Here is a 12,516-nt window from a genome sequence, read left to right as displayed (position 1 = left end):
GCTTGGGATAATTGGTTTTAAGTTCCTATAATGGGGGTATGCAAACTGAACCCAACATTCAGCCTGAGCATGCTTCTAATCCCCTTAAAACATTATGTATTGTGGGTCCTACGGGCGCAGGCAAAACCCATCTCGCGATGTCACTGGCGCAATACGCCAGTTCAATTGGCCAAACAATTGAATTAATCAGTATGGACTCGGCCCTTGTCTATCGAGGTCTTGATATTGGAAGTGCTAAACCCACCAAAGCTGAGCAAGCCTTGGTGATGCACCATTTAATTGACATCATTGAACCAAACGAGGTTTACTCGGCAGCACGTTTTGCTACAGATGCCAAGAGGCTCTGTACTGAGATTCGTATGCGCGGGCATATCCCCGTGGTAGTTGGCGGGACGATGCTCTATTGGCGAGCATGGGCTCATGGGCTCTCTGCATTACCGCCAGCCAATTCAGAGATACGTGCATATTTAGATGAACGTGGCAAGCAAATCGGCTGGCCTGCGATGCATGCAGATCTAGCTGCCATCGACCCGCTTACTGCAGCCAGACTCAAACCAAACGACTCCCAACGAGTTCAGCGTGCGCTTGAGGTGTATGAGCTAACAGGTAAAACTATGTCATCTTTATTGGCGGATTCACCAAGTGAAGACGGCAGAGCAGGTTCAGATATCCCAGAATGGATTACGCTAGTTTCCTTAGAGCCAAGCGATCGCACCCGCTTACATCAAAATCTAGAAAAGCGCTTTGACGAGATGCTGAGCAGTGGCTTGCTTGAGGAAGTGAAAAAACTGCACGCTCATCCCAAGCTTCATCCTGACTTGCCAGCGATTCGCTCTGTAGGCTATCGCCAAGTATGGTCTTACCTAGATCAGGAAATTGGCTGGGAAGAAATGCGCTACAAAGCCTTGGCCGCCACTCGTCAACTTGGTAAGCGGCAACTCACCTGGCTGCGTGCCATGAGCGGCAGAAATACATTTGATCCCTTCAACCCAACGGAGTTAGAGGAAGCAGTATTATTCTGCCAACAAAGTATTAGGGATCAGATTAAATAACAATGGTTTGAGGGGCATCCTGAGGACGCTCAACCACATCGCCTACGGTCCAAGCCTTGAGGCCCTGCGCATTTAATGAGGCAATGGCCTGCTCTGCCTGCTCAGGCGAGACAATCACCACCATGCCAATACCGCAATTAAATACACGAACCATCTCTGCATCAGCAACCCCACCCTTCATCTGCAACCAACGGAAGAGTTCTGGCATCTGCCAGCTATCACGGTGCAATACCGCTTGGACATTCTGAGGAAGTACCCGAGGAACGTTGTCCACCAAGCCGCCACCGGTGATGTGGGCCATACCCTTCACATCAATTTCTGCAATCAATTTAAGCAAGGGCTTCACATAAATTTCTGTAGGTGCCATCACCACGTCACCCAAAGGACGACCGCCTAGATCATCACTTGGCTTTGCGCCAGCCCGCTCAATAATTTTGCGCACCAATGAATAACCATTTGAGTGTGCGCCGCTAGAGGCGATCGCCAACACCACATCACCCGGAACAATGCTTGCACCGGTAATGATTTTGGATTTTTCTACTGCGCCGACAGCAAAACCAGCTAAATCGTATTCACCTGGGGGGTACATGCCGGGCATTTCAGCAGTTTCACCACCAATCAAAGCGCAGCCAGATAATTCACAGCCATGGGCAATCCCAGCCACCACCGTCGCCGCGGTATCTACTGTTAATTTACCGCAGGCAAAGTAATCCAAGAAAAAGAGTGGTTCAGCACCTTGTACCAAAATATCGTTCACGCTCATGGCCACTAAATCTTGGCCAATGGTTTCATGGCGATTCCACTCAAAAGCCAATCTCAGCTTAGTGCCAACGCCATCGGTTCCGGATACCAATACAGGCTCTTTATAGCGCTTAGGAACCTCAAATAAGGCCCCAAAGCCGCCAATACCCGCCAGAACGCCCTCGCGCATGGTTTTCTTGGCTAGGGGCTTAATGCGATCAACCAGATCATCACCCGCGTCGATATCGACGCCAGCGTCGCGGTAGGAAAGGCCTTTAGAGGATGATGCGTTTGATGATGTCATGGCAAATTTAGAGAATTAGTAAAAACGGTACTTGATCGGTAGAATCATTGAATTCTAGAGGATTCATACAAGATGGCTGAAATTTTTACCCCTTTTCTTGCTGCATTTATCCTGGCTTATGCTTTGAGGCCAGTTTGCCTATGGCTTGAGAGGCGCCACTTGCCCCGAGCTCTTGCTGCCATATTCTCGATGATTATTGGCTTGGGAGTCATTTTTTTGGTTCTTGGCCTATTTATTGGGCTACTGAAGACAGAAATTCCCCTGATTAAAGAACAATTACCGGGTTGGATCCAAAATACCCAAACTTGGCTCGGCCCAAAACTCAGTCAATTTCATATTGATGTGGACTGGGGTAACTTAAAAACTACCCTTACCGAGAGAATTACCGAGCACATTAGCGAGAATGCTGACACACTGATGGGGACCACCCTTGAGACGGTTTTAGTATCTGGCAGCTCTGTAATTGCTGGTTTTGCTAACGCCATCCTCATTTTGTTTGTCATGTTTTATCTGCTTATTAACTGGACTCATTTTTTCGGACTCCTCAAAACATTAGTGCCCACTAGAGCCCAAGATACGGTTCATCATTTAGCCAAGCATACCGATGGGTTGCTCTCCCAATACCTCAGGGGGGAGATTATTGTGATCACCGTCATGTCAGTGTTTTATAGCATTGGCCTAAGCATCGTGGGCATCAAAGGCGCTGTAGCAATTGGCGTCTTTACCGCGCTAATGGTTGTCATTCCTTATGTAGGCATCACACTCGGGGTTACGCTTGCCTTAATTTCAGCACTTCTGCAATTTGGCCCTAGCACCCAAGTGTTGGGCACAATCATTGTGTTTAGTTTGGGTCAATTCTTAGAGGGATTCTTCTTAACTCCACGTTTAGTTGGTGAGCGCATTGGCCTTCATCCTGTGGCAGTACTTTTTGCCCTTCTCTTGTTTGGTAAATTATTTGGTTTCTTTGGCGTCTTATTGGCCTTACCAATTAGCGCAGTCAGCCTGGTACTCATCAAGTATTTTTGGGCGCGATATACCCAAAGCACCTGGTATCAAAAATAATTTTTAGCTGTAATGCTCAATACTTTGCTGCCACGTCAGTTTGCCCTTGATCTCACTAGCCCGCCACAGGCCAGTCTGGACCACTTCCTACCGGGACAAGATGGCGCCCTTTTGTCCACCTTGCGTGAAATTGTGGCCAATTGGGAAAAGAGAAAGTCCCTCACAGCGCAATCAAACGCCTTGAATCAAAGGTGGATCTATTGGTGGGGCCCAGAAGGCTCGGGTCGAACTCACCTACTGAGCGCGCTTGGGTATGCCGCTGAAAAAATGGGCTTAAGGCATTTTTCGCTTGGGCCACATGAGCCCATCTCTTGGATACGCCTTGAAGAAGAGCTACCAAGCTTTGTACTGAGTGACACGCCCTCGGTAATTAGTGTGGATGATGTTGATCGCCTAGATGAGCGTTGCGTTGGCGCCTTATTCCGCATTCTCAATGAAGTACAAGCGAGCAAAGCTATTCACATCTTTATGGCCGGTAATGCAGCCCCCAGCTCCCTTAAACTCCGAGAAGATCTGCGTACGCGTCTGGGATGGGGCTTGATTTTCCAAACCACCTTGCTCAATGATGATGAGAAAATACTTGCTTTACAACAGGCGGCCCTAGAAAGGGGTTTAGTCTTATCGCCCGATGTACTGCCCTGGCTTTTAAACCGCTTTTATCGAGATATGCCTAATTTAATGGCTTTAATCGACGCCTTAGATGCGTACTCACTAGAAACAAAACGTGCTGTAACCTTGCCACTTGTTCGCGAGCTTTTGCAGCCAAAATAAATTAATGACCCAATTAGCACTTTTCGACTTAGATCACACCCTTCTGCCTTGCGATAGCGATTATGAGTGGGGGCAATTTTTGGCCCGCATTGGTGTGGTTGATAGCAAATACTACGCCCAACAAAATGAGCGCTTCTATCAAGACTACAAAGAAGGCAAGCTCGATATACAAGAATTTCTGCGTTTCGCCTTAAAGCCTTTGGCTGAGCATTCTCGCGAACAACTCAAACAATGGCATGATGCATTTATGCAAGAAGTGATCAACGGTCAATTGCGCCAACAAGCGCTTGACCTCGTCAAAAAACATCAAGATGCCGGCGATCTTTGCTGCGTGATCACTGCAACCAATAGTTTTGTGACGCGCCCGATTGTGCAGGCATTTGGCATTGAGCATCTCATTGCAACTGAACCGGCCACTCTTGACAATAATCCATTGGCTAATTTCACAGGCGAAGTAAGAGGCGAACCAAGCTTTCGTGAAGGAAAAATTATTCGCCTGAATGACTGGCTAGAAAAACAAAATCTCAATCTAGATCACTTGCCTTGTAGTTATTTTTATTCAGACTCGATGAATGATTTGCCTCTCTTAGAAAAAGTGAGTCATCCAGTCGCCACCAATCCAGATGACCGCTTGCGCCAAGAAGCTACCAAGCGTAACTGGCCCATCCTTGAATTGTTTGCATGATCACTAAATTTATCAAACGCATTTTGCGCCGCGACCCCATGGAACGACCTACTGCGGTCAATCGCAGCGGTGCCCCTAAGCGCATTCCAAAAAAATCACATCGCATTGATCCGCACTTACTTTCTAAAAATGCGGTTAAGGTCACACATACACTGCAACAAGCAGGCTATGAGGCATTTATCGTAGGTGGAGCGGTTCGAGATCTCGCGCTGGGTATCAGCCCAAAAGATTTTGACGTAGCCACCAATGCAACCCCTGAGCAAGTTCAAAAATTATTCCGCAAAGCCCGTCTGATTGGGCGCCGCTTTCAAATTGTGCACGTCACCTTTTTTGGCAAAGGTCACCCTGAAATTATTGAAGTTTCGACATTCAGAGCTTTACTCGAAAATGCCGGCGATCATGTCGCTGAAAGTGGTCGCATACTGAGCGATAACGTCTGGGGCTCACAAGGTGAAGATGCTAACCGTCGCGATTTCAGCATCAATGCCATGTATTACGATCCGCAAACAGAGACCATACTGGATTATCACGGCGGTATGGCTGACATGCAGAAGAAAACCCTGCGGATGATCGGTGATCCAGCTAAACGCTACCGCGAAGATCCTATCCGTATGTTGCGGGCTATTCGTTTTGCCGCCAAAACTGGTTTTACCTTGGATCCACAAACCGGCGCTCCGATAGCTAAATTAGGAAAGCTCTTACATGACGTTCCCGCTGCCCGTCTCTTTGATGAAATTCTGAAACTACTGATGTCTGGTTATGCCTGGGCAGCAATACAAGGCCTTCGCAATGCAGGACTTCATCATGGCCTACTCCCACTGCTCGATACCATTCTCGATCAAACCACTGATTCCAAAGAAGCCAATGAATTTGTGCGTCTTGCTCTCAGCAATACCGATCATCGCATTCAATCCGGAAAAACGGTGTCGGCAGGTTTTTTATTTGCCACATTGCTATGGCCTGATTTATTAAAAAACTGGAAAAAGAATATTGCCAATGGTGTTTCGGTCATTCCTGCGCTACATGATGCAATGGACGAGACGATTGCCACCCAAAGTAGCGGCATGACTATCCAGCGGCGCTTTGAAAGCGATATGCGCGAAATCTGGTCAATGCAGCCCCGCTTTGAGAAACGGGTTGGGCGCTACCCATATCGTCTGATTGAATCCCCTCGCTTCAGAGCGGCATACGATTTTCTGCTACTGCGCTGTGCATCCGGTGAAAAAAAATGCCAGTCTTGGCCAGTGGTGGACTGACTTTATTGCAGCTGACCCTGCTGGCCAAGAGGCCTTGATGGCAGCCGTGAAAAATGAATCGGTCAATACTGCGCCTGCTGCTAAAAGACGGCGCCGGAGAAAACCCAAGGTCAACGCACCGAGCGAAACAACACCGAGCTAAGCAAACTTATCAGAACTTGAGTAAAGTAGACTCATCTTCAATATGGAACTTGTATGGCAAGAGCATTTATCGGATTTGGTGGCAATATTGGCGACACTCGCCAGTTAATTACCGATGCTATCGTCTGCCTAGCGCAACGTTGCGAACTCCAAATTCTCAACAAAAGCTGCTTCTATCAAAGTGCTCCCGTGGAAGCGGTGGGTGGGGACTACATTAATGCAGTCATTGAAATTGAAACCCAGCTCAGTCCATATGGCTTGCTGCACATTTGCCAGGCAATAGAACAAGAGTTTGGTCGCGAGCGCCCCTATGCCAATGCGCCACGCACCTTAGATCTTGATATCCTTTCGTTTGAAGGGGTCTCCCAAACTGATACTGAGCTCACCTTGCCACACCCTCGCATCATCGAGCGTTCATTTGTATTGCTACCCCTGCTTGAAATCGCACCTGATTTCTTCTTACCCAATTGGGGTGAACTCAAAGCCTACTTACCCAAAGTGGCCCATCAGAGCATCGAAAAACTAAGCTGCAGAAACTGTGGCTGCACAGAAAAAGACGCATACCAGCAAGCCGCTCATTAAGTTTAGTAAACTTTGCTCATGAGCTACCTACAGGGCGACAAGCCAATCACAATTACCAAGCTACTCTCTATGCACACTGAGGGTGAGAAGATCGCCATGCTCACTGCATACGATTCCACCATGTCTGCCCTCTTAAATCGCTGTGGTGTTGAAACCATTTTGATTGGTGATTCACTGGGCAATGTAGTGCAGGGCCATAGTAGCACCACACCTGTCACCGTAGAACAAGTGGCATACCACACCGAGTGTGTAGCGCGTGCTAATTCTCATGCCTTCATTATTGCTGATTTACCATTTGCCAGTTATGGCGATCCAGTACAAGCGCTGGACTCAGCTGCACAATTAATGCGTGCTGGTGCGGATATGGTCAAGCTCGAGGGTGGAGATTGGCAAATTGAAATTATTCAATACTTGGTTGAGCGCAGTGTGCCAGTATGCGCGCATCTTGGACTATTGCCACAATCAGTTCATGTTCTTGGTGGATATAAAGTACAGGGCAAGTCTAAAGATGCGGCAACCCTGATGCGTGAACAGGCACTTGCGTGCCAAGAGGCAGGCGCGCAAATGCTTGTGCTCGAAGCAATTCCCTCATCACTCGGTAAACAAATTACAAAATCCCTTGCAATTCCAACCATTGGAATTGGCGCTGGACCAGATTGCTCTGGTCAGGTTTTAGTATTGCAAGATATGTTGGGCATTAGCCCCGGTAAGCCACCCAAGTTTGTTAAAAACTTCGTAGATGGCCACGCCTCAATTGAAGCTGCCATCAAAGCCTATGTTCGGGAAGTAAAAACTGGGAAATTCCCCGGACCAGAGCACGGCTTTGCTGGCTAAGCTCACACATTCTTCTTTAGCTAAAAAAACTCTTTACGCCATCAAACCAACCCTTTTGATGCGGGTTATGTTTGTCACCGCCCGATTTAAGGCTGTCATCAAATTTCTTCAATAACTTCTTCTGTTCATCGGTTAACTTTACCGGCGTTTCCACAATCACATGCACAAATAAGTCGCCCACCAGGGTGGAGCGCAAACCTTTAATGCCCTTGTTGCGCAAACGGAATGTCTTGCCCGTCTGAGTTCCCTCAGGAATCGGAAACTCAACACGACCAGAGAGGGTTGGCACCTCAATCTGACCACCAATGGTAGCTGTTGCAAAAGAGATTGGCATTTGCACATGGAGATCGCTGCCATCGCGTTCAAACACCTTATGAGGTTTGACTCGGACTTCTACATAGAGATCGCCAGATGGACCGCCATTCAAACCGGGCTCACCGTTGCCAACGGACCGCACACGCATTCCATCATCAATACCTGCGGGAATCTTGATCTCTAGAGTCTTCTGCTCTTTATGCTGCCCACTACCATGACATGTTTTGCATGGCTTAGGAATGTACTCGCCTGTGCCGCGGCACTTGGGACAAGTTTGTTGCATTGAAAAGAAGCCTTGCTGTACACGGACCTGGCCGTGACCATCGCAAGTTGAGCATTTTTCTGGCTTACTTCCAGGCTCAGCACCAGTGCCATGACATGGTTTGCATGCACTCCAACTAGGCACCCGAATTTGAGAGGTATAGCCTTCAGCTGCCTGCTCAAGTGTGATCTCCATGTTGTAGCGTAAATCAGCGCCCTTGTAGACCTGAGGGCCAGAGTGACGACCGCCACCTTGACCAAAGATATCCCCAAAAATATCCCCGAATGCATCAGCAAAGCCACCACCACCGAAACCGCCGCCACCCATCGATTGATCAACACCAGCGTGGCCATATTGATCATATGCAGCACGCTTGTTAGGGTCAGTGAGCGTCTCATACGCCTCTTTGACTTCCTTAAATTGGGCTTCGGCAGTTTTGCTATCCGGGTTACGATCCGGATGGTATTTCATCGCCAACTTACGGTAAGCTTTTTTTAACTCTTCGTCGCTAGCACCTCTGGCTACGCCCAGGACTTCGTAAAAATCGCGTTTGCTTTTTGACACAACATTCCTCTCAACTACTTCAATGACACAAGTCGGCACGGGGCCGACTTGTTATTTATTTACTACTCACTGATGAATAATGACTCTGAATTATTTCTTGTCATCCACTTCTTTAAAGTCAGCATCAACCACGTCAGCATCTGCTGCAGGGGCTTCATTCGGCGCTGCACCTGGAGCTGCGCCACCAGCTTTAGCCTGTTCAGCAGCCATCGCTTTTTCGCCCAGCTTCTGGCTGACTTTACCCAAAGCTTCCGTCTTCGCCTCAATAGCAGCTTTATCACTACCTTTGATGGCTTCGTCTAACTCCTTCAAAGCAGCCTCAATCGCTTCTTTTTCGGAAGCTTCTAAGCTAGCACCATGCTCTTCCAATGCCTTCTTGGTTGAGTGAGCCAAGGCATCTGCAGTATTGCGCGCGGTTACCAACTCAAGCGCCTTCTTATCTTCCTCAGCATTAGCTTCTGCATCCTTCACCATGCGCTGAATTTCTTCTTCGGTCAAACCAGAATTTGCCTTAATGGTGATCTTGTTCTCTTTGCCAGTGGTTTTGTCTTTTGCAGTGACATGCAAAATACCGTTGGCATCAATGTCAAAGGTCACTTCAATTTGTGGCATACCGCGTTGCGCAGGGGCAATCCCTTCGAGATTGAATTCACCTAACAACTTGTTTGCCGCAGCCATTTCACGCTCACCTTGGAAGCACTTAATGGTCACTGCAGGCTGATTATCTTCAGCGGTAGAGTAAACCTGTGAATGCTTAGTAGGGATCGTGGTGTTCTTTGGAATCATCTTAGTCATCACGCCGCCCAAAGTCTCAATACCCAATGACAATGGGGTAACGTCTAAGAGCAATACGTCTTTACGATCTCCAGACAATACGGAACCTTGAATAGCCGCACCAACTGCCACTGCCTCATCTGGGTTCACATCTTTGCGTGGCTCTTTGCCAAAGATTTCTTTTACTTTGTCTTGTACTGCAGGCATACGGGTTTGACCGCCGACCAAAATCACGTCGTCGATTTCAGATGCGCTAACGCCAGCATCCTTAATCGCCATTAAGCATGGGCCTGCTGTACGCTTGATTAACTCCTCTACCAAGGACTCTAATTTGGCACGAGTCAATTTCAAGTTCAAATGCTTTGGACCGCTTGCATCCGCAGTGACGTAAGGTAGATTGATTTCTGTTTGCTGCGCTGAGGACAATTCGATTTTGGCTTTTTCAGCAGCATCTTTCAAACGCTGCAATGCCAATACATCTTTACTCAGATCAACGCCTTGTTCTTTCTTAAACTCATCAATGATCCAATCAATAATACGTTGGTCAAAGTCTTCACCGCCCAAGAAGGTGTCACCGTTCGTGGAAAGTACTTCGAATTGTTTCTCACCATCAACGTTTGCAATCTCAATGATGGATACGTCAAATGTACCGCCACCCAAGTCATACACCGCAATCTTGCGATCTGCTTTGTCTTGCTTATCCAGTCCGAATGCCAAAGCGGCTGCTGTTGGTTCATTAATGATGCGCTTTACCTCTAAACCTGCAATACGGCCAGCATCTTTGGTTGCTTGACGCTGACTATCATTAAAATAAGCAGGTACGGTGATCACCGCCTCGGTCACTTCTTCACCCAGGTAATCTTCGGCAGTCTTTTTCATCTTGCGCAAAATTTCAGCGGAAACTTGCTGAGGCGCCATTTTTTTATCACGTGCTTGAACCCAAGCATCGCCGTTATCTGCAGCAATGATTGAATATGGCATCAGGCCAATGTCTTTTTGCACTTCTGGATCAGTGAATTTGCGACCCATTAAACGCTTTACTGCATAAATGGTGTTCTTCGGATTGGTTACTGACTGACGTTTTGCAGGTGCGCCAACCAATACTTCGCCGTCTTCAACATAAGCAATGATTGATGGTGTTGTGCGAGCGCCTTCTGCGTTCTCAACCACCTTTGGTGCGTTGTTTTCAACGACTGAAACACACGAATTAGTGGTTCCTAAGTCGATTCCGATAATCTTTCCCATAATTGCTCCAAAAAATTAAGTTGTTATGTAATCTCTGATGTGCTGCTGCGAATAAATCGATATTCAATAAGTGGGGTCTAAAAAGACTATTTCAAGGGTTAAAAAAGGAAAAAGGCAGAAATCTGCCTTTTTTTCTCTCTTTTTTAGGATTTTTGAGCAAAATCCCCAGAAAACCCCTTATTTTGGGGCGCTCACCATCACTAATGCGGGTCTGAGCACCCGATCAGCGATCGAATAGCCTCGCTGCAAGACTGAAACCACCGTGTTTGGCTCTTGCTCTGAAGGCACCGCTGAAATAGCTTGATGATGATGAGGATCAAACTTATCACCTACAGCTGGATTAATTTCGGTCATGCGACCTTTTTCAAAAGCAGACAGTAGCTGCTTGAGTGTAATTTCGAGACCCTCTTTAAAGGCTTTGGCATCGACTGCTTCGGCGCTCAGTGCGGCATACAAGCTATCGGTTACCGGAACTAAATGCTCAGCAAAACTTTCAATTGCAAATTTATGGGCCTTGGCAATGTCTTCAACAGCACGGCGGCGAATATTTTCTCCTTCAGCTTTGGCGCGCAGGAAGTTATCCTGCATCTCACCCAACTTTTGATTTAATTCCTCAATCAGTTGTGCACTGGATTCAACCATTAACTCAGGCTCTGCGCCATCGGCCACCTGCGGCTCAACTTCCAGATTCTCTTTACTTGGTTCGGTTGGATTCTGATTTTCTTGTGTCATGGCTAGGAATTCACTTTTCTTTAAAAACGGCTACGAATAATGCTTATTGGGGATATTGGGTCAATATACTGGTTTTCAAGTACCCGAAATTCAAGTCAATGCCTTTTTAGCCAACTCAGCACGTTCATTGCGCTCATTCAACACTGCCTCGGGCTCTGAGCTCAGGGGCCAACCCTGCAAATGATCGTGGGCGATATTAGCCAAAGCCTCGATCCATTTGGGGTTGCTATTTAAGCAGGGAATATAGCGATAGTCCTTGCCACCGTGCTCCAAAAAGATTTCACGTGCTTCCATGGCAATCTCCTCTAGCGTTTCTATGCAATCGGCTGGAAAGCCTGGACAGAAGATATCAAGGCGCTGGCATCCCTCTTTAGCTAACTTCTCAATAGTAGGAGCTGTGTACGGCTTTAACCACTCTTGCTTACCAAAACGGGATTGAAAGGTAACTAGATATTGCCCGCGCTCCAAGCCCAAAGACTCGCCCAATAATCGGCCTGTTTTGAGGCATTCACAATGATAGGGGTCGCCTTTCATTAAGTTGCGTTTAGGCAGTCCATGAAAGGACATTACAAAACGATCACCTCTTGCAAAATCAGGGCGCCCATCTTTATCCCAAGCCTCTAAGACCTGGTCACGCAAGGCAGCAATATAAGCAGGATTGTCGTGGTAGTGCTTTATCAGACGCAATTCAGGCTGATCGCGCCAAGTTCCTAGTACACGAAACACTTCGTCAAAACTAGAAGCAGTAGTAGTGGCTGAATACTGTGGATACAAAGGCAAAAGTAATAAGCGCTCCATACCCTGCGCCTTGAGCTCATCCAAAACCTTTTTAGTGGATGGTTCGCCATAACGCATTGCCAAATCCACTAAAACTGAGTGGCCCTGATTGGTAAATAGTTCTCCGAGCTCTTTAGCTTGTAATCGGGAGTAATGCATCAGCGGCGAACCCAATTTAGGCAGCCAAATAGAGGCGTACTTCTTAGCTGAAGCACCACTTCGAATCGGCAAAATAATGCCATTCAGAATGCACCACCAAATTACTTTTGGAATTTCTACTACGCGTGGGTCAGAGAGAAACTCCTTTAAGTATGCTCTGACTGCCTTGGACGTTGGGGCTGAAGGCGTACCAAGATTAAGCAATACAACAGCTGTCTTGGAGGGGCGCAAATGGGGATTTTGATTCAAGATAGATCCGT

The 12,516-nt window shown here is 47.4% G+C and carries 11 protein-coding genes and 1 pseudogene; 7 read left to right on the top strand and 5 right to left on the bottom strand.

Going from position 1 to position 12,516, the window contains the following annotated elements:
• Positions 1-38 precede the first annotated feature (38 nt).
• Complete coding sequence (miaA, locus tag BOQ04_RS05655; protein WP_076023774.1) at positions 39-1,052, top strand: tRNA (adenosine(37)-N6)-dimethylallyltransferase MiaA; 1,014 nt, start codon at positions 39-41, stop codon at positions 1,050-1,052.
• On the opposite strand, the gene purM is transcribed toward miaA, so the two are convergent.
• Positions 1,045-2,097 carry a phosphoribosylformylglycinamidine cyclo-ligase gene (gene purM / locus BOQ04_RS05650; protein WP_076023773.1) on the bottom strand — a complete coding sequence of 351 codons (1,053 nt, stop codon included), beginning with the start codon at positions 2,095-2,097 and terminating at the stop codon, positions 1,045-1,047. The genes miaA and purM overlap by 8 nt on opposite strands.
• A gap of 72 nt (positions 2,098-2,169) precedes the next feature.
• Between purM and BOQ04_RS05645 the strand changes: the two genes are divergently transcribed.
• The 6 genes and pseudogenes from BOQ04_RS05645 to panB all read left to right on the top strand — a co-directional run bounded on the left by BOQ04_RS05645 (position 2,170) and on the right by panB (position 7,428).
• Positions 2,170-3,159 carry an AI-2E family transporter gene (locus tag BOQ04_RS05645; protein WP_076023772.1) on the top strand — a complete coding sequence of 330 codons (990 nt, stop codon included), beginning with the start codon at positions 2,170-2,172 and terminating at the stop codon, positions 3,157-3,159.
• Positions 3,160-3,171: 12 nt separating this feature from the next.
• A complete protein-coding gene (gene hda / locus BOQ04_RS05640; RefSeq protein ID WP_083657522.1) occupies positions 3,172-3,930 on the top strand; it encodes a DnaA regulatory inactivator Hda in 759 nt (252 codons plus the stop codon).
• Positions 3,931-3,934: 4 nt separating this feature from the next.
• Positions 3,935-4,615, top strand: a complete 681-nt coding sequence (locus BOQ04_RS05635) for a histidinol-phosphatase (protein ID WP_076023771.1) — start codon at positions 3,935-3,937, stop codon at positions 4,613-4,615.
• Positions 4,612-6,013 (top strand): annotated as a pseudogene (gene pcnB, locus BOQ04_RS05630) (polynucleotide adenylyltransferase PcnB). The gene BOQ04_RS05635 and the pseudogene pcnB overlap by 4 nt, the downstream one beginning before the upstream one ends.
• A 53-nt stretch (positions 6,014-6,066) precedes the next feature.
• Entirely contained in the window at positions 6,067-6,594 is a 528-nt protein-coding gene (folK, locus tag BOQ04_RS05625) for a 2-amino-4-hydroxy-6-hydroxymethyldihydropteridine diphosphokinase (RefSeq protein WP_076023770.1), read from the top strand.
• A gap of 18 nt (positions 6,595-6,612) precedes the next feature.
• Entirely contained in the window at positions 6,613-7,428 is an 816-nt protein-coding gene (panB, locus tag BOQ04_RS05620) for a 3-methyl-2-oxobutanoate hydroxymethyltransferase (protein ID WP_076023769.1), read from the top strand.
• Positions 7,429-7,444: 16 nt separating this feature from the next.
• Here panB and dnaJ read toward each other — a convergent pair whose 3' ends face one another.
• The 4 genes from dnaJ to hemH all read right to left on the bottom strand — a co-directional run bounded on the left by dnaJ (position 7,445) and on the right by hemH (position 12,505).
• On the bottom strand, positions 7,445-8,569 hold the full coding sequence (dnaJ, locus tag BOQ04_RS05615; protein ID WP_076023768.1) for a molecular chaperone DnaJ: 1,125 nt from the start codon (positions 8,567-8,569) through the stop codon (positions 7,445-7,447).
• 90 nt (positions 8,570-8,659) lie between these two features.
• Entirely contained in the window at positions 8,660-10,588 is a 1,929-nt protein-coding gene (dnaK, locus tag BOQ04_RS05610; RefSeq protein ID WP_076023767.1) for a molecular chaperone DnaK, read from the bottom strand.
• A 177-nt stretch (positions 10,589-10,765) separates the two neighbouring features.
• The gene (grpE, locus tag BOQ04_RS05605) at positions 10,766-11,320 is read right to left on the bottom strand and encodes a nucleotide exchange factor GrpE (RefSeq protein ID WP_076023766.1); all 555 of its coding nucleotides are present in this window, start codon (positions 11,318-11,320) and stop codon (positions 10,766-10,768) included.
• A gap of 90 nt (positions 11,321-11,410) precedes the next feature.
• Positions 11,411-12,505: a ferrochelatase gene (hemH, locus tag BOQ04_RS05600; RefSeq protein ID WP_076023765.1), complete on the bottom strand. Its 1,095-nt coding sequence runs from the start codon at positions 12,503-12,505 to the stop codon at positions 11,411-11,413.
• Positions 12,506-12,516 lie beyond the last annotated feature (11 nt).

Source organism: Polynucleobacter sphagniphilus, from assembly GCF_001953355.1.
Lineage (GTDB): Bacteria > Pseudomonadota > Gammaproteobacteria > Burkholderiales > Burkholderiaceae > Polynucleobacter > Polynucleobacter sphagniphilus.
Note: the sequence above shows the minus strand (reverse complement) of the source record. Positions and strands in the feature narration are given on the sequence as shown.